Raw genomic sequence first — 19947 nt, 5'->3', positions numbered from 1 at the left:
GATAGTAGGAGGAACGATGAGCGCCGAAGACCTAGAGAACTACGAAACAGACATGGAGCTGCAGCTCTACCGCGAATACCGCGACGTCGTGAACCTCTTCAGCTACGTCGTGGAGACGGAGCGCCGGTTCTACCTGGCCAACCACGTCGATCTGCAGGCGCGATCAGCCGACGGTGAGATTTATTTCGATGTCACTCTGCAGGACGCGTGGGTGTGGGACGTGTACCGGACGGCGAGGTTCGTGAAAAACGTCCGGATCATCACCTTCAAGGACGTCAACGTCGAGGAACTCGCAAAGTCGGAGGACCTCACCATCCCCAAGGACGCGGGCCTTGGCACCTAGCCATGGCCGGCCGAGCGGCTGACGTCTAGGCCCCCCACAGGTCCAGGCCGGGCCCGGGCCGAGTCCCGATATCCACAAACGCCCCGGGCGCCCGCCCGGGGCGTTTCTTTGCCCCGAGACTGGGGGCGGAGGTGGACGCAGATGACACGGAACCAAACACTCGGGCGCCAGGGCGAGGGACTCGCGGTCGAATTCCTGATGGCCTTGGGAATGACGGTGCTGGAGCGCAACTGGAGATGCGCGGCAGGCGAATTGGACATCGTTGCCGAGGACCGGGGAACGGTGGTGGGCGTTGAGGTCAAGACGCGCAGCGGACTCGGCTACGGCCACCCTGCGGAGGCGGTCGGCCACGCGAAACTGCGCCGGCTGTTCGTTCTCACCAGCGCGTGGTGCCGAACCCACGGACGTCCGGTCCGGAATTCGCGGGTCGACGTCGTCGCGGTGCTGTTGGCACCGGGAGCCGCCGCCGAAATCCAGCACTACGTCGAGGTCGGGCCATGAGTCTCGGGCGGGCCTGCGGCATCGCGCTGGTGGGACTCAACGGTTACATCGTGGACGTCGAGGCCGATATCGGAGGCGGTCTGCCCGGTTTCGTTCTCCTCGGACTGCCCGATGCCTCGCTGGCCGAGGCACGCGACAGGATTCGCGCGGCGGCACGGAACTCCGGCCTACCGCTCAGTACGCGACGGATCACGGTCAACCTGCTGCCAGCCTCGGTTCCGAAGCGCGGATCATCCCTCGATTTGTCGATCGTCGTGGCCGCGCTGGCGGCTGCCGGGGACATCCGGAACCCTGCGGACGCCGTGCACATCGCGGAGTTGGGCCTTGACGGCTGCCTGCGTCCGGTCGCCGGTGTCCTGCCCTCCGTCATGGCCGCGGTCGCCGCCGGGCGTGGGCGGATCGTGGTGGCCAAGGAGAACGAGGCCGAAGCCTCCCTGGTGCCCGGCGCCGACGTGCGCGGCTACAGGCATCTGGCGGAGGTGCTGGCCGCCTACGGCGGCGATCCGCAGTCCTTGACCAGCCGTTGGGGACGCGCTTCCGTGGCAGTATCGGCGCCGCGGTCCGGTGCCCCGGGCTCGGCCGAATGGGGCGGCCTGCCCGCAACTGCTCCGGACATGGCGGACATCGTCGGTCAGCAGGAGGCGCGGTACGCCCTTGAAGTCGCCGCGGCCGGTGGGCACCACCTCTTGATGAAGGGACCGCCGGGTGCGGGAAAGACGATGCTCGCGGAACGGCTCCCGGGCATCTTGCCTGACCTCACCGACACGGAGGCCATGGAAACCACCGCTATCCATTCCCTGCTCAGGAACGACCGCAGCCTCGAGTCGCTCGTGCGCCGGCCGCCGTTCGAGAGCCCGCACCACAGTGCCAGCATGGTGGCACTCATCGGGGGAGGCTCGGGGATGCCGCGGCCGGGAGCCGCCTCCCGTGCCCACCGCGGTGTACTGTTCCTCGACGAGGCACCCGAATTCGCCGTGAAGGCGCTGGACAGCCTCCGCCAGCCCTTGGAATCGGGCAGGCTGACGTTACACCGCGCGGCCGGTTCGGCCACCTATCCGGCGCGGTTCCAGCTGGTGCTCGCCGCCAACCCCTGCCCCTGCGGTCTGTCAACGGGCAAGGGCATCGACTGCACCTGCACGCCGATGCAGCGGCGCCGCTACTTCGAACGGCTCTCGGGCCCTTTGCTGGACCGGATCGATCTCCAAATCTCGGTGCCCCGTGTGGCCGCGGCACAGTTGCGGGCGGATCAGACAACGGAATCATCGACGTCTGTGGCCCTGAGGGTGGCTGCCGCCCGCGCGCGGCAGCAGGACCGCCTGGCCGTCTTGGGTTTTGCGCGAAACGCCGACCTGCCGGGCAGCGTGCTGCGTGGGGCATTGTCGTTGCCGCCGGGCGTGACTGCGGGCGCGGACGCCGACGTCGACCGGGGTCGGTTGACTGCCCGCGGCTACGACCGGGTGCTGCGTATCGCGTGGACGGTCGCCGACCTGGCTTCGCACGACAGCCCGGACGCGCAGGACGTGGACGTCGCGCTTCAACTGAGACAGCAAACCAAGGGGGAAGCGGCATGACCGCCAGCGAACGAATCCGAATGTCCCGCGCGGGACTCTCCCGGTTGATGGAGCCGAACGACCAGACCGGTCTGGCGCTGGTCGCCGTGGCGGGCGCCGAGGAAGCATACAACCTCATCACGAGACACCGTGGGCCCGCTCCCACTCGGGAGCAGCAGGCGGTGGCCGAACTCCTCGGTGGAGGGGCGTCCCCGCGGGCGGAACTCCGTCTCGGTGCCGGACTCGACCGGTGGAGACCGCGCGCCGCAGATTGTTCCCCGGCGCGCGACCTGGAGGTCATGCGGCGCCTGGGCGGAGGGCTTCTGGTTCCGGAGGACCCGGGATGGCCCGTGCAGTTCGATGCTTTGGGCATGGGCACCCCGCTGTGCTTGTGGTGGCGCGGCCATGTAGAACCAACCCAGCTCCCCTCGGCGCGAAGCCTGATGGCCGTTGTGGGAAGCCGCGACGCTACGGAGTACGGCAGGCAGGTGACGTCCGAGCTCTCCGGGACGGTGGTCCGGGCGGGCGTGACGGTTGTCTCGGGGGGCGCCTACGGCATCGACGCGAGGGCGCACGAGGCCGCGCTGTCGGTGGAATCACAGGAAACCGTTCCTACGGTGTCTCACGCGGCGGGACACCCTCGCACCGTTGCCGTCATGGCGGGCGGATTGGACCGCTTCTATCCGGCCGGCAACGAGGATCTCCTGCGGCGAATCGCCACCGAAGCGGTCCTGCTGGCAGAAGTGGCGCCGGGTACCGCACCGACGCGCTGGAGGTTTTTGCAGCGCAACAGACTGATAGCCGCCCTGTGTGGCGCGACGGTCGTCGTGGAGGCGCGCTGGCGCTCGGGCGCGCTGACGACCGCGCGCCGCGCCAGCGAGATGGGCCGCGACGTGGGGGCGGTACCGGGCTCGGTGTTCTCGCCCAATTCGGCCGGTTGCCATCGGCTGCTGCGGGAGGGGGCCGCCGCCGTCGTCACCGATGCGGCCGAGGCGCTCGAATTGCTGGGACAACAGGCGGGTCCGGCGCCCGACGATCCGGCGCGCGAGGCGGCCGTGCTGCGGCCCCACGACGGGCTGGATATCCAAGACCTGCTCCTCCTTGACGCGCTTCCAGTCAGGTCCGCCAGCACGCCGGACAAGCTGGCCACCGTTGCGGGCCTGGGGATTGGTGCGGTGCTGGGAGGCCTGTCGCGACTGAGCGGACGAGGCCTTGCCCGCAAGGTGGGGCAGGGTTGGCAACGCGCGGGGCAGTAGGCCCGGCGGCGTGGGATGCATGGACCGGTCGGCGGGTGCGGGAGAATCGGATGATGGGCAGGGAAGAATCGACGAAGGCGACCAACGGGGAGGGCCGTGCGGTGGAAGGCATGCCGTTCGACTTCGGGGCCGTCGTCGCCGAGTTCGAGCGCCACCTGTCCCTCGAACTCGGCCGCAGCCCCCACACGGTTCGCGCCTACATCGGGGATATCGGCTCGCTCCTCGCCGAATGTGCGCGGCGGGGCGCACGGTCCCTCCACGACATCGACTTGCCGTTGTTGCGGCTGTGGCTGGGAGACCAGCGCTCCGCGGGCAAGTCGCGTGCCACGCTGGCCCGGCGTTCCGCCGCGGCCCGAACCTTCATGGCGTGGGCGCGGCGCGAAGGGCTCGTGGAACTCGATCCTGCCTCGCGGCTCCAGTCCCCCCGTACGGGCCACGGACTCCCTCACGTTCTCCAGGAGGGGCAAATGCACCGCCTCCTGGACGGCAGGACGCCTGCCACCACATCCTCCGGGGGACAGACCGACGACCCGTCCCCGCGGGACCACGCCGTCCGCGACCGGAACACGGCGGTCCTGGAACTCCTTTACGCCACTGGGCTGAGGGTTGGGGAGTTGGCGGCCCTCGACATCGACGACATCGACCATGACCGCCGCACGCTGCGTGTGATCGGCAAGGGCAACAAGGAACGCACCGTCCCCTTCGGGCTTCCGGCACTCAACGCCGTGGCCGACTGGCTCCGGCGCGGCCGGCCGTCGCTCGCCGTGGACGGCAGTGGGCCGGCGTTGTTCCTTGGTATCCGAGGCTCCCGCATGGGACAACGCCAAATCCGGGACATGGTGTCCCGGGCGTTCGCTTCGCTCGGCGACACCTCCGCCACGGGACCGCACGCGTTGCGGCACACGGCGGCAACGCACATGTTGGACGGGGGAGCGGACCTCCGCACTGTCCAAGAGATGCTCGGCCACAGTTCGCTGGCCACGACCCAGCTGTACACCCACGTTTCCGTCGAGCGGTTGCGGTCCAGCTACCAGCAGGCGCACCCGCGCGCCTGACGCGCGTCCCCACCCGTCGCCTTCAGTGCAAATGGCGTCATCCCACGTCGCGACGCGATTGCGCAATGGCACCTCCAGTGGCGCTGGGGGCGTCCATCGTGCACAATGAGAAGCGGAACACGCCATCCAAGGGTTCCTGCCGCGGTCGTAGGGGAAGACGTACCAACGGCAACTGGAGGATGGCATGTCTGTACCCATGACGAGGGGCGTACTTTTCGTACACTCGGCCCCAACTGCGCTGTGCCCCCACATCGAGTGGGCCATCGGCTCGGTCGTCGACCAACGGACCGATTTGAAGTGGTCCCCGCAGTCCGCCGCGCCCGGAATGTACCGTGCGGAGATCGGCTGGTGTGGACCTCAGGGGATCGGCGCGCAGCTCGCTTCCGCACTGCGCGGCTGGGCACACCTGAGGTACGAGGTCACCGAGGAACCCAGCCCCGGGGTCGACGGCAGCCGCTGGTCGCACACCCCCGAACTCGGCATCTTCCATTCGACGACCGACACCGCCGGCAACATCGTCGTCGGCGAAGACCGGATCCGTTATGCCTACGAACAGGGCGCCGGCGACCCTGCGGCCGTCTACCACGAGCTCTCGCTGGCACTGGGGGAGGCGTGGGACGAGGAACTCGAACCGTTCCGCCACGCGGCCGAGGGCGCGCCGGTCCGCTGGCTACACCAGGTAGGGTGACCGTGCAACAGGCCCGAAGGGTCCGGGGCGCGGCGGCACATGGCGACACCAGCGGCCTCTGCCACTAGGAGCTAAGTCCTCCAGTAGTGGGTACGGCCAGCCCGGGTGACGGATGAGGAGACGAGACAAGTGAGAGGTCCGAACCAGATTGGTTCGGACCTCTCACTTTGCCTCGCTTATGACCCGCGTCTATGCCTGACGCTGTTCCGGCGCGCCGGCTAGATGGTGCGCAGGGCGACCACCGCGTTGTGTCCGCCGAAGCCGAAGGAGTTGTTCAGGGCGACGATCTGACCGTCCGGCAGGATCCGCGGGGATCCGGTGACCACGTCAAGGGGAATCTCCGGATCCTGGTTCTCGAGGTTGATGGTGACGGGGGCCCGGCGCTCATAGAGTGCCAGGACCGTCAAGACCGACTCAACGGCCCCGGACGCGCCGAGCAGGTGACCCATCTGCGACTTCGTGGCCGAGACGGCGACGTTGTCCACCTGCTTGCCCAAGGCGGCCTTGAGCGCCGTGTATTCGGGCTTGTCCCCGACGGGCGTGGACGTCGCATGCGCGTTGACGTGCACCACGTCCTCCGGCTGGATGCGACCGTCGAACATTGCGGCCTTGAGGGCCCGCGTGGCGCCGAGTCCCTCCGGGTCCGGGGCTGTGATGTGGTACGAATCCGAGGTCACGGACGTGCCGGCCAACTCGACGTAGATGCGCGCACCGCGGGCCAACGCGTGTTCTTCCGCCTCGAGGACCATGGCGCCGGCCCCCTCGCCCATGACGAATCCGTCGCGGTCGACGTCGTAGGGCCGGGAGGCGTGCTCCGGGTCGTCGTTCCGCTTTGACAGCGCCTGCATGGCCGCGAACGAGGCCAGCGGCATCGGGTGAATGGCAGCCTCTGCGCCGCCGACCATCACGACGTCGGCCTTGCCACTGCGGATCAGCTCCAGGCCGAGGTGGACGGCTTCGGTGCCGGAAGCGCACGCGGAAACCGGAGTATGCGCCCCCGCCCGGGCACCGATGTCCAGGCTCACAGCGGCCGCGGGACCGTTGGGCATCAGCATCGGGACGGTCATGGGCAGCACGCGTCGCGGGCCCTTTTCCTTCAGTGTGTCCCACGCGTCCAACAGCGTCCATACCCCGCCGATACCGGTGGCGAACGCGACGCCGAGACGGTCCGGGTCCACCTCTTCGATGCCGGAGTCGCGCCAGGCCTCGCGCGACGCCACGACCGCGAACTGGGTCGAGGGGTCCATGCGCTTCATCTCCACCCTGGACAGCACGTCGGACGCGGGGGAGGAGGCTCGCGCGGCGAAGGTCACCGGCAGCTGGAAGCGCTCCACCCACTCGTCGGTCAACGTGCGGGCGCCTGAAACGCCTTTGAGCGCGTTGGCCCACAGGGTGGGCACGTCGCCACCGATCGGCGTCGTCGCGCCGAGGCCGGTGATCACTACTTTGCGGGCCATCAGATTGCTCCCTGTGCTGGGTTGGGTGGTGGAGTCCGCCGCGGGCGGAAAGTTTGGTGGGGCGGTCCGCACTGTGCGGACCGCCCCCGGGGCCAGAGGCCCGGTTCGCCCAAATGGACGAAGGCGGTTCGGGAGGCTGTTAGGCCTGGGCGCCGGCGATGAAGTTCACGGCGTCGCCGACGGTCTTGAGGTTCTTGACCTCTTCATCCGGGATGCGAACCCCGAACTTCTCTTCGGCGTTGACCACGATGGTCATCATCGAGATGGAGTCGATGTCGAGGTCGTCGGTGAAGGACTTGTCCAGCTCGACGGCTTCCGTCGCCAGTCCGGTCTCTTCGTTGACGATCTCGGCCAGGCCGGCCAGGATTTCTTCGTTGCTAGCCACAGTGGCTCCCTTTCTCTTGTGCCGGGACGTTCCCGACGCGATTTTTCTGCGCCTTTCGGCGTGGATCTTTGGATCTACCTGCCAAGCCTAGGGCAGGGTGACGACCTGCGCGCCGAAGACGAGCCCGGCGCCGAATCCGATCTGCAGGGCAAGGCCTCCGGACAGCTCCGGCTGCTCCTTGAGGATTCGGTGCATGGCCAAGGGGATCGAGGCGGCGGAGGTGTTGCCGGCGTCGACGATGTCCCGTCCAACGACCACGGACTCCGGCAGTTTCAACTGCTTCGCCATCTCGTCGATGATGCGAATGTTCGCCTGGTGGGGAATGAATGCGGACAGGTCCTCGACCTTGATGCCGGCCTCGTCGAGGGCGCGTTGCGCCACCTTGGCCATCTCCCAAACGGCCCAGCGGAAGACCGTCTGGCCATCCTGCCGGAGGGTGGGCCACAGCTTCGCCTCGGATCCTCCGACGAAGACGGTTCCCCCCTCCTGCTCCTCGGCCTCAAGGGCCATGTCCCGCAAATCGATCATGGAGTGCGTCATGCCGATGGCATCCAATTTGCTGCCGTCGGAGCCCCATACGGACGGGCCGATTCCGGCAAAGTCGGAGGGGCCGATCACCACGGCTCCCGCACCGTCGCCGAGCAGGAACGAAATGGTGCGTTCGTGGCGGTCGATGATGTCGGAGAGCTTCTCCGCGCCCACCACCAAGACGTAGTCGGCAGCGCCGGACCGCACCAGAGCGTCGGCTTGTGCGACGCCGTAGCAGTAGCCGGCGCACGCTGCGGAAATATCGAACGCCGGGGCCGGGGTGGCACCGATGCGGTCCGCGACGGCGGCGGCGGCAGACGGCGTGGCGTACGGAGACGTCACGGTGCTGACGATGACGGCGCCTAGGGCCGAAGCGTCGATGCCCGCGGCGGCTAGGGCCTCCCGGGCGGCGGTCTCCGCCATGTCGACGACGGAGGTTTCCTTGTCCGCGCGGTGGCGTGTGACGATCCCCGTGCGCTGGCGGATCCATTCGTCGGAGGAGTCGATCCACTGACAGACGTCTTCGTTGGTCACGATGACGTCGGGGCGGGCGACGCCGACTCCGAGGATGCGGGTGTGTTCGCGAAGGGGCTTCTGGGACAGTACGGCAGTCACGTTAGTTGGTTTCCTCTCCGGTGGTGGAACCGGTGTGTTCGGCAACGAACGCGCGTGCGGCGTCCAGGTCTTCGGGGGATCTCACGGCCATCGTAGCGGTGCCCTTGAGACCGCGCTTGGCCAGACCCACAAGGGTTCCGGCCGGCGGCAGCTCGAGGATTCCGGTGACGCCCAGGGCCGACATGGTCTCCATGCAGAGGTCCCACCGCACGGGACGGGACACCTGCGCGACCAGGCTGGATAGGTTCCGGGCGCCGGACGTGACGGGTGCTCCGTCGTGGTTGCTGAGCAGGGAGGTCCCGGGATCGGCCGGGGAGAGTGACGGAACGAGGTTCTCGAGCACGCCGACCGCCGGCTGCATGTGCGCGGTGTGGAAGGCACCGGCCACTTTAAGTGGAATCACGCGGGTCTTCGGCGGCGGCGCCGCCGCGAAGGCGGCGATGTCCTCGTGCGTCCCGGCGGCGACAACCTGTCCGCCTCCGTTGGAATTGGCCGCGGTCAGCCCGGCGGCTTTGAGCGCCGCGAGTACCTCGGTGTGGTCCCCGCCCAAGACGGCGGCCATGCCCGTCGGGGTGGCCGCCGCGGCGTCGGCCATGGCGTTGGCGCGTTCGCGGACGAAGACCATCGCATCCGCCTCGGTCAGGGCGCCCGCCAGCGCGGACGCGGTGATCTCACCCACGGAGTGCCCGGCAAGCACCGCCCCCTGCGGCACGCCGGCGCCGTCGAAAAGCACGCGTCCAGCCAACAGGCCGGAGGCGACGATCAGCGGCTGGGCCACCGCGGTGTCCTTGATGGTGTCCTCGTCGGAGACCGTGCCGTGTTCGAGCAGGTCTCTCCCGGCGAGTCGGCACAATTCCTTGAGATGTTCGGCGACGCCCGGGAGCTCAAGCCATGGTGACAGGAGGCCGGGGGTCTGGGAGCCCTGTCCGGGGCACACGATTGCTAGCACTGTTCCAGCTTTCCAAAGATGGGCGGCGCACCGCGTGTTTCGCGGCACCAAGGTCCTCGGGGTGGTTTGTAGGTATCCTACAACGGTTCGGAGCGGTCCAGTCTGCCGACGACGAGTGCGGTCTGCAGCACGAAGGCCTCCCGTGGGATCAGCGGATCCCATCCGGTGACGTCGCAAACGCGCTTGAGGCGATAGCGCACGGTGTTCGCATGGACGAAGAGTTCGCGGGCCGTTCCCTCCAGCGAATGCCCCAACGCGAGGTAGCTGGACAGCGTCTCGATCAACCCGTTGCCGGCGCCGAGTAGCGGGTCGTAGATGTTCCTTGAGAGGGAGGAGCGTGCCGCGGCGTCGCCGTTCATGATGCGTTCCGGCCAGAGGTCCTCTGAGGAAACGGGCCGGGGGACCAGGGGCCAGGCGCACGCCGCTGCGATGCCGGCGAAGGCGGCATGCGCGGAATCGGCGGCCTCGCGCAGGCTCGCGGCCTCGGGTCCGTACACGACGGGCCCGGCTCCGAAGAACTCGCTGAGTTTCGAAAATCCCGTGTCGCGTTCGCCGACGCCACCGAGCATCAGGATCAACCGGTCGCCCTGGATCCCCACGAGGCAGTCCTTGGCGTGGCGGAGGCCGGCGCGACGCAGGTCGCCCACGAATCCGGCATTGGCCACCTCCGGCGCTGTTCCCACCATGATGAGTATGCCGCTGTGCGACTCCCACCCGACGGCGGCGACGCGGGACCGGAGTGCGTCCGGGCTTTCGCCGCGCAGCACCGCGTCGACCACCAGGGCCTCGAGCCGGCTGTCCCACGCGCCGCGGGACTCGGCCGCGCGGGCGTAGACGTCTGCGGCGGCGAACGCCACTTCGCGGGAGTAGCGCAGTACCGCCTCACGGAGTTGCACCTGTTCGGCCTCGGGCGCGAGGTCTGGGACCTGGCTCTCGACGACCTCGACGATGGTGCGGATGAGTTGGAGGGCCTTTTGCAGGCTGATCGAGCGTGTCAGCTCGCTCGGAGCCGCCCCGAAAACATCCGTGAGGACCCACTGCGGCGATGAGGGGCGCTCGTACCAGGTGACGAAAGAGGCGATGCCCTTCTGTGCCACGAGACCCAGTGCCGCCCTCTCCTCCGGACGCAGGCCCCGGTACCAGGGCAGCGACTGGTCGAGGTGCTTGAGGGCGACGGTGGACAGGACGCCGAGGTGGGACTTGAGCCTCTGCAGCGTCTCCGGGCTGGCCTTCGGCTGCCGCACGGGCCGGATGCGGGGGACTGCGGTGCCCGGGCGCTCTTCACTCATCCATCGAGGATACGCACCTTGCCCCACGAGCGCATTTTGTGCGAACACTACAAAACGACGGCGGCCCCTCGACTCCATGCCGGTGCATGGGGTCGAGGGGCCGCCGTCGTCTGCCGTCGCCGTCGCCCGGGATCTAGGAGTCCCCTCCGGCGTTGCCGGACGTGCCCGCGTTGACGTCGTTCAGGCTGTACTTCTCGAAGGCCTTCGCCCCGGCATCGGCGTCGACCTCGCCGCGCCGTGCCAACAGCTCGAGAGCCCGCACCACGACGCTGTGCGCGTCGATCTTGAAGAACCGCCGGGCCGCCGCACGGGTGTCGGAGAAGCCGAAGCCGTCCGCACCCAGGGTGGCGAACTCGTTGGGCAGGAACTGGCGGATCTGGTCCGGGACGGCCTTCATGTAGTCCGTCACGGCCACGATCGGGCCCGTGGCACCCGCGAGCTGTTGGGTGACGAATGGGACGCGTGCCTCGGAGCCGGGGTTGAGAAAGGCCTCTTCCTCGGCGGCCAAGCCATCGCGGCGCAACTCCGTCCAGCTGGTGACGGACCAGACGTCCGCGGACACGCCCCAGTCCTCGGCGAGGATCCGCTGGGCCTCGATGGCCCACGGCACCGCGACGCCGGACGCGAGCAGCTGGGTTCGGGGTCCGTCGACCTTTGCCGGCGCGGCAAGGTAGATGCCCTTGACGAGGCCCTCGACGTCGACGTCCTCCGGTTCGGCCGGCTGGCTGATTGGTTCGTTGTACACCGTGAGGTAGTACATGACGTTCGGATCCTCGTGCTCGCCGCCGTACATGCGCTCCAGGCCGGCCTTCATGATGTGGCCGATCTCGTACCCATAGGCGGGGTCGTACGTGATGACGGCCGGGTTCGTGCTGGCCAGGATGGGCGAGTGCCCGTCCGCGTGCTGCAGTCCCTCGCCGGTGAGCGTGGTTCGTCCGGCGGTCGCGCCGATGATGAAGCCGCGGGTCATCTGGTCCGCGGCCGCCCAGAAGGCGTCGCCCGTACGCTGGAAACCGAACATCGAATAGAAGACGTAGATCGGAACCAGCGGTTCGCCGTGCGTGGCGTAGGACGTTCCGGCCGCGGTGAAGGCCGCCACCGCCCCGGCCTCGTTGATGCCGGGGTGCACGATTTGGCCGCTGATGGACTCCTTGTAGGCCAGGACGAGGTCCCGGTCCACGGACAGGTAGTTCTGGCCCTTGGGGTTGTAGATCTTCGCCGTCGGGAAGAACGAATCCATGCCGAAGGTGCGCGCCTCGTCGGGAATGATCGGAACCACGCGGGTGCCGAACTCCTTGTCGCGCATCAGGTCCTTGAGCAGGCGGACGAACGCCATCGTGGTGGCGGCCTGTTGCTTGCCGGATCCGCGCTTGGCGACCTCGTAGGCCTTGTCGTCCGGAAGGTGGACGCTGGCTCGCTTGCCGCGCCGTTCGGGAACAGATCCGCCCAGGTCCGCGCGGCGGTCCATCATGTACTGGATCTCGGGCGAATCAGCACCAGGGTGGTAGTACGGCGGAAGGTACGGATCGGCCTCGAGTTGCTCGTCCGTGATGGGGATGCGCAGGTGGTCGCGGAAGGCCTTGAGGTCATCCAGCGTCAGCTTCTTCATCTGGTGGGTCGCGTTGCGTCCCTCGAAGTGCGGACCCAGTCCGTAGCCCTTGACCGTCTTGGCCAGGATGACGGTCGGCTTGCCCTTGAACTCGGTGGCTGCCTTGTAGGCGGCGTAGACCTTGTTGTAGTCGTGCCCGCCGCGCTTGAGGTTCCAGATCTGCTCGTCGGTGAGGTCCGCGACCATTTCCTTCGTCTCGGGGGACTTCCCGAAGAAGTGCTCGCGCACGAATCCGCCGGACTCCGCCTTGTACGTCTGGTAGTCGCCGTCCGGGGTCTGGTTCATGATGTCGACCAGGGCGCCCTGTTTGTCGTTGTCCAGGAGCGAGTCCCACTCGCGGCCCCACACGACCTTGATGACGTTCCAGCCGGCTCCGCGGAAGAACGCCTCCAGCTCCTGCATGATCTTGCCGTTGCCGCGCACCGGTCCGTCAAGGCGCTGCAGGTTGCAGTTGATGACGAAGTTGAGGTTGTCGAGCTTCTCGTTGGCCGCCAGCTGGAGTAGGCCGCGCGATTCGGGCTCGTCCATTTCGCCGTCGCCTAGGAACGCCCAGACCTGCTGGTCCGAGGTGTCCTTGATGCCGCGGTTCTGCAGGTAGCGGTTGGACTGCGCCTGATAGATCGCGTTCATCGGACCGATGCCCATGGACACGGTCGGGAACTCCCAGAACTCCGGCATGTTGCGCGGGTGCGGGTAGGACGGTAGGGCGTTGCCCTCCTTGGACTTCTCCTGGCGGAACCCGTCCAGGTCCGCCTCCGAGAGCCGTCCCTCCATGAACGCGCGGGCGTACATGCCAGGCGAGGCGTGGCCCTGGAAGAAGATCTGGTCGCCACCGCCCGCGTGGTCCTTGCCGCGGAAGAAGTGGTTGAAGCCCACCTCATACAGCGTGGCGGCGCCCGCGTAGGTGGAGATGTGCCCGCCGACCCCGATGCTGGGGTGCTGCCCACGGTGCACCATGACCGCCGCATTCCAGCGCATCCAGGCGCGATACCGCCGCTCGATCTCCTCCTTCCCGGGGAAGGCCGGTTCCTGGTCCACCGGAATCGTGTTCACGTAGTCCGTGGTCGTGACCATCGGCACGCCGACGCTCTTCGCTCCCGCGCGCTGCAGGATGGAGCGGACAATGAATTGGGCACGCTCGGTGCCCTGGGTCTCCACAAGGGCGTCGAATGACTCGAGCCATTCGGCGGTCTCATCCGGGTCGCGGTCCGGCAGCTGGCTGGTCAAGCCGCTACGGATGTGGGAAATGTGATCGTCTTCAGCCACGTCCAACTTCTCCTCGTTACGGGTACAGCGTGGGGCGAGCGGCGGGTTCCTCCCGGGAGTGGAAACTCGTCGCGGCGGCTCGGCCGCCTGGTGGTACGCCGCCGACTCGTGGTCGCGCGTGCCTCCACGACACTCTAATGGGCTGGCGGGCGTCATGCGTAGCCGGACGCCCGCGGGGTGGGCGAATGAGTCGCGCACCGGTTACGCGTAGCATTACGCGTGGTTGAATGCATCATCGTCGGCCAATCGACACTATTGACGGCGTGTCAAGGGGGTCCCGCTTGATGGCGGGGAACAAAAGGTGTTGGCTGGTGGTGACGCCAACCACTAGTAGGAGGAGAAACGTGAGCGACGCCGGAGCGGCTAACACCGCGGCTGTGGGCAAGATGGGCTTCAAGGACGGAGACCTGATCCAGGAGCTGGGGTATGACGACGACGTCGATTACGATCTGCGCGACGCCCTCGAGGAACTGACGGGCAGCGAACTGCTGACCGAGGAAGACCACGACGTGGTGGATTCGGTCCTGCTGTGGTGGCGGGACGACGAAGGGGATCTGGTGGATGCCCTGATGGATTCACTCACGACCCTCGGCGAGGACGGCGTCGTGTGGTTGATGACGCCCAAGTCCGGCAGGCAAGGATATGTGCGCCCGGCCGAGATTCTCGAGGCCGCGCCAACGGCCGGCCTCCATGTGACCACCAGCGAGGGTGTTTCCGCCGACTGGGCCGCGTCCCGTCTGGTGGCCCGGCGAAAGAACTAGGTGTTTCCTGTGCCCGGTCCGGAGGAGCTTGACCGCGCCGGGGTTTGGCGGCCCGGCGTCGGGGACCATGTCCCGGCGTTTTCGCTGGAGAATCAGTTCGGCGAATGGGTCACGGGCTCCAGGCTAGGCGCCGACGCCTTCTTCCTCGTGTTCTACCCGTTTGCCTTCAGCCGGGTTTGCACGGCGGAACTCGCCGAGCTGGAGACGGTCCGCAAGGATCTATCGGCACGCGGTATTCGGCTTTTCGGTGTTTCGGTCGACCACAAGCACGCGCTCCGCGCGTATGCGGAGGACCTCGGCATCGGGTTCGATTTGCTGTCCGACTTCTGGCCACACGGTGCCGCCGCCCGCGCATTTGGATGTTTCGACGAGGAGCACGGGCGCGCCACGCGTGCCACTTTCCTGGTCGCTGGGGGCCGGGTCGCCGCGCGCTTCGACAGCCCTGTCGGGCGTTCCCGGAACCTGTCCGACTACCGCGCCGCGGCGGACGCGCTCGGCACGTCGCTCCCGTGACCCGCGACGATTGGCGCCCCGCGGGACGGCCCGGTAGGGTAGGGCGTCGCAAGGGTCTTTAGCTCAGCTGGTAGAGCGCCACGTTTACACCGTGGATGTCATCGGTTCGATCCCGGTAGGACCCACCAACGGGAAGTCCCCGCATCAATGCCACGGCAATGATGCGGGGACTTTTTTCCTTATGTGTCGGGCGTCTTTCTGCGCCCGAGGCGGACGCGGTACTAGGCTGGATGCCGAACCCCGCCCGCTTCGGGCCCACACCCCGCTACTTGGAGGAACTCCCAGCATGCCTGCACAGATTGGCGTCACCGGCCTGGCCGTTATGGGCGCGAACCTCGCCCGGAACTTCGCCCGAAACGGCTACACGGTCGCCCTGCACAACCGCTCCGTCGAGAAGACCGACGCCCTCCTGGAGGCCCACGGCGGCGATGGTGAATTCATCCGCACGGAGACGCTCCAGGAACTCGTGGACTCCCTGGAGACCCCGCGCCGAGTCCTGATCATGGTGAAGGCCGGCAAGCCCGTCGATTCCGTGATCGACCAGCTGGTGCCGCTCCTCGAGGAGGGCGACATCGTCATCGACGCCGGCAACTCGCACTACGAGGACACCCGCCGCCGCGAGGCCGCCTTGGCCGAAAAGGGCCTCGACTTCGTCGGCGTCGGCGTCTCCGGCGGCGAGGAGGGTGCCCTGCTGGGCCCCTCGATCATGCCCGGCGGCTCCAAGCGCTCGTACGACGCCCTCGGACCGATGCTCGAGAAGATCTCGGCGAAGTACGACGGCGAGCCCTGCTGCCGCTGGGTGGGCACTGACGGTGCCGGCCACTTCGTGAAGATGGTGCACAACGGCATCGAGTACGCCGACATGCAGGTCATCGGCGAGGCCTACGACCTGCTGCGCTCCGCCGCCGGGATCGAGCCCGCCGAGCAGGCCGGCATATTCCGCGAATGGAACAAGGGCACCCTGTCGTCCTTCCTGATCGAGATCACGGCCGAGGTGCTGGGGCACGTGGACGCCAAGACCGGCCGTCCGTTGGTCGACGTGGTGGTGGATTCCGCAGGCCAGAAGGGCACCGGCCGCTGGACTGTGGTCTCCGCCCTGGAGCTTGGTTCGCCCGTGTCCGGTATCGCCGAGTCGGTCTTCGCCCGCGGCCTCTCGTCGCAGCGCGAGCAGCGCGCCATTGCCCAGGACGTCCTGTCCGGGCACGAGGCGCAGGTCGATGTGCCGGAGAACTTCGTCGAGGACGTGCGCCTGGCGCTGTTCGCCTCCAAGCTGGTCAGCTACGCGCAGGGCATCGACATGCTCGGCTCCGCCGCCGCCGAATATGGATGGGAGTTGAACCTGAAGGAGATCGCCTCGCTGTGGCGCGCCGGGTGCATCATCCGCGCCGAGGTCCTGGACGACATCATGAAGGCGTACGCGGGGGAGTCCGCGCCGAAGAACCTGCTGTTCGCCCCGGCCTTCGCCGGGGCCATCGCCGAGGCGTTGCCGGCTTGGCGGCGCGTGGTCGCCACGGCCGTGCAGATCGGCATTCCGGTGCCGGTGTTCTCTGCGTCGCTGGCCTACTACGACGGACTGCGCCGCGATCGCCTCCCGGCCGCGCTGACCCAGGGCCTGCGCGACCTGTTCGGCGCGCACACGTACCAGCGCATCGACGCCGAGGGCACGTTCCACACGCAGTGGAGCGGCGACAGGTCCGAGGTTTCGGCCGTCGATACCCACTAGGCGCACGCGTAGCAACAGGACGACGCCGGAACCCGCGTTCCGGCGTCGTTTGTCGTTGGGTGCCCCTTAGGCTGGAGGCATGGACTATCGATACCTCGGGAACTCTGGCCTCAAGATCACCGAAATCACCTACGGCAACTGGCTGACACACGGTTCGCAGGTGGAGAACGACGTCGCCGCGGAATGCGTCGCGGCGGCGCTGGACGCCGGCATCACCACATTCGACACTGCCGACGCCTACGCAAACGGCGCGGCCGAAGAGGTGCTGGGGAAGTCGTTGGCCTCCGAGCGGCGCGAGTCACTCGAGATCTTCACCAAGGTCTACTGGCCGGTCGGGCCCAAGGGCCCCAACGACACCGGGCTGTCCCGCAAGCACATCATGGAGGGCATCAACGGGTCGCTCCGGCGCCTGGGGATGGACTACGTGGATCTCTACCAGGCCCACCGCTATGACCACGAGACGCCCCTTGAGGAAACCATCCAGGCGTTCGCCGACGTCGTGCGGTCCGGGAAGGCCCTCTACATCGGTGTCTCCGAATGGACCGCCGACCAGTTGCGCGCCGGGCAGGAGCTTGCCAGGGAGGCGGGTTTCTCGCTGGTGTCGAATCAGCCGCAGTATTCGGCCCTGTGGCGGGTCATCGAGGCGGAGGTTGTCCCCGCTTCGGAGGAACTCGGCATGTCGCAGGTCGTCTGGTCGCCGATGGCTCAGGGAGTGCTGTCCGGCAAGTACCTTCCGGGGCAGCCCGCGCCCGCCGGGAGCCGCGCGATGGACGAGAAGGGCGGGAAGAACACGATCTCGCGCTTCATGGAGGAAGATGTGCTAACGCGAGTGCAGAAGCTCCGGCCCATCGCGGCGGAGTTGGGTCTGGAGATGTCGCAGCTGGCGATCGCATGGGTGCTGCAGAACCCGAACGTGGCCACCGCGCTCGTGGGCGCCTCGCGGCCGGAACAGGTCGCCGAGAACGTGAAGGCCGCCGGGGTGCGCATACCGCGGCCCGCGATGGAAGCCATCGATGCGGCCCTCGACGGTGCCGTGGAGCGGGATCCGGCCAAGACCGTCAGCCCGGAGACCCGTCCGGTCTGACCGGCGGACGGGTACCTTGCCGGCCACACGGTAAAAACGGGTCCGGATGGCGCATGGCGCGCCTTCCGGACCCGTTTCCGAGCTGGTGTTCCTATATCCACATGGCGGGATCGATGTACTCGGCCGGATCGACGGCCGGCTTGTGCTCCTCCGGCCTGCGCGGGCGGTTCGTCGCCGGGATCCCGGTGATGCTGGAGTCCGGAGGCGCGTCCTTCACGACCACGGCGTTGGCTCCGATGGCCGAGTCGGCTCCGATGACGATGGGTCCGAGTACCTTGGCGCCGGCACCGATCACCACACGATCCCCGATGGTCGGATGGCGCTTGACCTTGGCCAGGGAGCGGCCACCGAGGGTCACGCCGTGGTAGATCATGACGTCGTCCCCGATTTCGGCGGTCTCGCCGATGACGACGCCCATGCCGTGGTCGATGAAGAACCGGCGCCCGATCGTGGCTCCCGGGTGGATCTCGATGCCCGTGGTGAAGCGCGCTGCCTGCGCCAGCAACCGCGCAGGCAACCGCAGGGACGGGTTCTGCCAGAGCCGATGCGTCAGGCGGTGGACCCAGATCGCGTGCAGTCCCGAGTAGGCGAGCGCGTTCTCGGCATTGCCCCGGGCGGCCGGATCGTGGGCTCGCGCACCTTCGAGGTCTTCCTTCAATCGGGAAAAGAAACTCACACCGTGCCTTCGCTGGTTCGGGGCCCCGTGGGACTGGTCGCCGGGCTGTCTAGCCGCGGATGTCGTCGTAGAGGAGTGTCGAGATGTAGCGCTCGCCAAAGTCGCAGACGATTGCGACGATCAGCTTACCTTCGTTCTCCGGGCGCTTGGCCAATTCAAGGGCGGCCCAGACGATGGCCCCGGAGCTGATGCCGCCCAGGATGCCCTCCTCGGTGCCGAGCGCGCGCGCCGTGGTGATCGAGTCCTCGATGCTGGCGTCGAACACCTCGTCGTACACCTTGGTGTCCAGGATTTCGGGCACGAAGTTGGCGCCAAGGCCCTGGATCTTGTGGGGGCCCGGGTTGCCGCCGTTGAGGATGGGGGAGTCCTTGGGCTCGACGGCCACGATCTGCACGGAGGGTTTGAGCTCCTTGAGCAGGTTGCCCGCGCCGGTGATGGTTCCGCCGGTGCCCACGCCGGACACGAAGATGTCCACTTGTCCGTCCGTATCGTCCCAGATCTCCTGGCCGGTCGTGGCCCGGTGGACTTGCGGGTTGGCCTCGTTGGCGAACTGCTGCGCCCAGATGGAGTTTTCGGTCTCGGCGACGATTTCCTTCGCTTTCTCGACGGCTCCACGCATGCCCTCCGAGCCGGGTGTCAACACGATTTCGGCGCCGTAGGCGCGCAGCATGACGCGGCGTTCGGTGGACATGGTTTCCGGCATGGTCAGAATGACCTTGTATCCGCGTGCCGCGCCAACCATCGCCAGTGCGATGCCGGTATTCCCCGACGTGCCTTCGACGATGGTTCCGCCGGGCTTCAGGGCCCCCGCGCGCTCTGCCGCGTCGACGATCGCGACGCCGATACGGTCCTTGACGCTATTCGCAGGGTTGTAGAACTCCAGCTTGGCTACGACCGTGCCCGGCAGCCCCTCCGAAAGTCGGTTCAGACGAACCAGCGGGGTCCGCCCCACCAGTTCCGTGACGTCGTTGTGGATCTTGCCCATGAGTGTCTCCCTGATCTAATCAATGTCGTGGGGCCTACCGCACGACAGCCTAATCAATCCCGCGGTTTCGCCCGGGTTCACGGCGGCCCTAGAGGTCGGCGGGCGTCATGTCCAGCCATTGGGAGTAATCTTTACGGGCCTTCGCCAGTTTTGGATTGATTATTACGCGGCAGTACCCCTCCCAAGGGTTTTTGGCGTAGAAGTCCTGATGCACGTCCTCGGCCGTGTGGAAGCGCGGTGCGCGCGTCACCTCCGTGACGATCGGATCGGACCAGTTGGCTTGGTTCCGCTCCACGGCCCTGCGGAACAGATCGCGTTGTTCGCCGTCCACGTAGAACATGGCGGAACGGTACTGTGTTCCGACGTCGTGGCCCTGGCGGTTGAGCGTGGTCGGATCGTGCGTGGCGAAGAAAATGTCCAGCACGACGTCGGCAGGCACGGTTTCCGGATCGAACGTCACGGCTACCGCCTCGGCATGGCCGCTGGTGCCGCTGCATACCTCGCGGTAGTGGGGAGTTGGGGTGTGGCCGCCTAGGTAGCCGGACACCACGTCGGCGACCCCGCGGACCTTGCGGTAGACGGCGTCGAGGCACCAGAAACATCCACCCGCAAGAATGAACGTCTGCGGCCGGCTGGGCATGGTCGGTTGCGTGTCAGTGGAAGTGGTCACGATGTGTTCAATGCGTTCGGGAGCGCAAAGATTCCCGGTGCGCC

The 19947-nt window shown here is 67.5% G+C and carries 19 protein-coding genes and 1 tRNA gene; 11 read left to right on the top strand and 9 right to left on the bottom strand.

From position 1 onward, the window contains the following. The first annotated feature begins 16 nt into the window (after positions 1-16). The 6 genes from AC0QSG_RS03815 (at position 17) to AC0QSG_RS03790 (ending at position 5393) form a co-directional block, all read left to right on the top strand. Complete coding sequence (locus tag AC0QSG_RS03815; RefSeq protein ID WP_435726835.1) at positions 17-343, top strand: DUF2469 domain-containing protein; 327 nt, start codon at positions 17-19, stop codon at positions 341-343. 141 nt (positions 344-484) lie between these two features. Then, positions 485-844 (top strand): YraN family protein, encoded by a 360-nt coding sequence (locus tag AC0QSG_RS03810; protein ID WP_475376702.1) that lies wholly within the window; start codon positions 485-487, stop codon positions 842-844. Further along, positions 841-2415, top strand: coding sequence for a YifB family Mg chelatase-like AAA ATPase (locus tag AC0QSG_RS03805; RefSeq protein WP_475376701.1), 1575 nt, complete (start codon positions 841-843; stop codon positions 2413-2415). Before AC0QSG_RS03810 ends, AC0QSG_RS03805 begins: the two co-directional genes overlap by 4 nt. Next, positions 2412-3650, top strand: a complete 1239-nt coding sequence (gene dprA, locus AC0QSG_RS03800; RefSeq protein ID WP_475376700.1) for a DNA-processing protein DprA — start codon at positions 2412-2414, stop codon at positions 3648-3650. The genes AC0QSG_RS03805 and dprA overlap by 4 nt, the downstream gene beginning before the upstream one ends. A 110-nt stretch (positions 3651-3760) precedes the next feature. Further along, positions 3761-4705, top strand: coding sequence for a tyrosine recombinase XerC (locus tag AC0QSG_RS03795; protein ID WP_475377267.1), 945 nt, complete (start codon positions 3761-3763; stop codon positions 4703-4705). A gap of 184 nt (positions 4706-4889) precedes the next feature. Further along, complete coding sequence (locus AC0QSG_RS03790; RefSeq protein ID WP_435726841.1) at positions 4890-5393, top strand: DUF3145 domain-containing protein; 504 nt, start codon at positions 4890-4892, stop codon at positions 5391-5393. 218 nt (positions 5394-5611) lie between these two features. Here AC0QSG_RS03790 and AC0QSG_RS03785 read toward each other — a convergent pair whose 3' ends face one another. From AC0QSG_RS03785 to aceE, 6 genes are all read right to left on the bottom strand, one after another. Next, positions 5612-6850, bottom strand: a complete 1239-nt coding sequence (locus AC0QSG_RS03785) for a beta-ketoacyl-[acyl-carrier-protein] synthase family protein (RefSeq protein WP_435726843.1) — start codon at positions 6848-6850, stop codon at positions 5612-5614. Between the two features lie 139 nt (positions 6851-6989). Further along, entirely contained in the window at positions 6990-7235 is a 246-nt protein-coding gene (locus tag AC0QSG_RS03780) for an acyl carrier protein (protein WP_435726845.1), read from the bottom strand. Positions 7236-7322: 87 nt separating this feature from the next. Continuing rightward, positions 7323-8378: a beta-ketoacyl-ACP synthase III gene (locus AC0QSG_RS03775; RefSeq protein WP_435726847.1), complete on the bottom strand. Its 1056-nt coding sequence runs from the start codon at positions 8376-8378 to the stop codon at positions 7323-7325. Position 8379: 1 nt separating this feature from the next. Continuing rightward, positions 8380-9327, bottom strand: coding sequence for an ACP S-malonyltransferase (locus AC0QSG_RS03770; protein WP_435726849.1), 948 nt, complete (start codon positions 9325-9327; stop codon positions 8380-8382). Between the two features lie 77 nt (positions 9328-9404). Beyond that, the gene (locus AC0QSG_RS03765) at positions 9405-10616 is read right to left on the bottom strand and encodes a PucR family transcriptional regulator (protein WP_475376699.1); all 1212 of its coding nucleotides are present in this window, start codon (positions 10614-10616) and stop codon (positions 9405-9407) included. Between the two features lie 133 nt (positions 10617-10749). Further along, entirely contained in the window at positions 10750-13491 is a 2742-nt protein-coding gene (aceE, locus tag AC0QSG_RS03760; protein ID WP_435726851.1) for a pyruvate dehydrogenase (acetyl-transferring), homodimeric type, read from the bottom strand. Positions 13492-13835: 344 nt separating this feature from the next. On the opposite strand from aceE, the gene AC0QSG_RS03755 reads away from it, so the two are divergent. The 5 genes from AC0QSG_RS03755 (at position 13836) to AC0QSG_RS03735 (ending at position 17572) form a co-directional block, all read left to right on the top strand. Further along, positions 13836-14252, top strand: coding sequence for a DUF3052 domain-containing protein (locus AC0QSG_RS03755; protein WP_435726853.1), 417 nt, complete (start codon positions 13836-13838; stop codon positions 14250-14252). 9 nt (positions 14253-14261) lie between these two features. After that, positions 14262-14765, top strand: a complete 504-nt coding sequence (locus tag AC0QSG_RS03750; RefSeq protein ID WP_475376698.1) for a redoxin domain-containing protein — start codon at positions 14262-14264, stop codon at positions 14763-14765. A gap of 52 nt (positions 14766-14817) precedes the next feature. Then, a tRNA-Val gene (locus AC0QSG_RS03745) sits at positions 14818-14893 on the top strand. Positions 14894-15051: 158 nt separating this feature from the next. Further along, positions 15052-16488 carry an NADP-dependent phosphogluconate dehydrogenase gene (gndA, locus tag AC0QSG_RS03740; protein WP_435726857.1) on the top strand — a complete coding sequence of 479 codons (1437 nt, stop codon included), beginning with the start codon at positions 15052-15054 and terminating at the stop codon, positions 16486-16488. Positions 16489-16567: 79 nt separating this feature from the next. Continuing rightward, entirely contained in the window at positions 16568-17572 is a 1005-nt protein-coding gene (locus AC0QSG_RS03735) for an aldo/keto reductase family protein (RefSeq protein WP_475376697.1), read from the top strand. A 91-nt stretch (positions 17573-17663) separates the two neighbouring features. Here the strand turns inward: AC0QSG_RS03735 and epsC are convergent, their stop codons facing one another. The 3 genes from epsC to msrA form a co-directional block, all read right to left on the bottom strand. Further along, positions 17664-18248 (bottom strand): serine O-acetyltransferase EpsC, encoded by a 585-nt coding sequence (epsC, locus tag AC0QSG_RS03730; protein WP_435726861.1) that lies wholly within the window; start codon positions 18246-18248, stop codon positions 17664-17666. Positions 18249-18297: 49 nt separating this feature from the next. Further along, a complete protein-coding gene (gene cysK, locus AC0QSG_RS03725; RefSeq protein WP_435726862.1) occupies positions 18298-19233 on the bottom strand; it encodes a cysteine synthase A in 936 nt (311 codons plus the stop codon). Positions 19234-19321: 88 nt separating this feature from the next. Then, the gene (msrA, locus tag AC0QSG_RS03720) at positions 19322-19873 is read right to left on the bottom strand and encodes a peptide-methionine (S)-S-oxide reductase MsrA (RefSeq protein WP_475377266.1); all 552 of its coding nucleotides are present in this window, start codon (positions 19871-19873) and stop codon (positions 19322-19324) included. Positions 19874-19947 lie beyond the last annotated feature (74 nt).

Source organism: Arthrobacter sp. LT660 (assembly GCF_056172845.1).
This window is presented reverse-complemented; position numbering and strand designations above follow the sequence as displayed.

Coding starts and splice junctions, on each gene's coding strand:
- dprA (WP_475376700.1), top strand. CDS start 2,412: ATGACCGCCAGCGAACGAATCCGAATGTCCCGCGCGGGACTCTCCCGG.
- AC0QSG_RS03765 (WP_475376699.1), bottom strand. CDS start 10,616: ATGAGTGAAGAGCGCCCGGGCACCGCAGTCCCCCGCATCCGGCCCGTG.
- AC0QSG_RS03815 (WP_435726835.1), top strand. CDS start 17: ATGAGCGCCGAAGACCTAGAGAACTACGAAACAGACATGGAGCTGCAG.
- AC0QSG_RS03810 (WP_475376702.1), top strand. CDS start 485: ATGACACGGAACCAAACACTCGGGCGCCAGGGCGAGGGACTCGCGGTC.
- msrA (WP_475377266.1), bottom strand. CDS start 19,873: ATGCCCAGCCGGCCGCAGACGTTCATTCTTGCGGGTGGATGTTTCTGG.
- AC0QSG_RS03790 (WP_435726841.1), top strand. CDS start 4,890: ATGTCTGTACCCATGACGAGGGGCGTACTTTTCGTACACTCGGCCCCA.
- AC0QSG_RS03795 (WP_475377267.1), top strand. CDS start 3,761: ATGCCGTTCGACTTCGGGGCCGTCGTCGCCGAGTTCGAGCGCCACCTG.
- cysK (WP_435726862.1), bottom strand. CDS start 19,233: ATGGGCAAGATCCACAACGACGTCACGGAACTGGTGGGGCGGACCCCG.
- AC0QSG_RS03805 (WP_475376701.1), top strand. CDS start 841: ATGAGTCTCGGGCGGGCCTGCGGCATCGCGCTGGTGGGACTCAACGGT.
- AC0QSG_RS03785 (WP_435726843.1), bottom strand. CDS start 6,850: ATGGCCCGCAAAGTAGTGATCACCGGCCTCGGCGCGACGACGCCGATC.
- gndA (WP_435726857.1), top strand. CDS start 15,052: ATGCCTGCACAGATTGGCGTCACCGGCCTGGCCGTTATGGGCGCGAAC.
- AC0QSG_RS03735 (WP_475376697.1), top strand. CDS start 16,568: ATGGACTATCGATACCTCGGGAACTCTGGCCTCAAGATCACCGAAATC.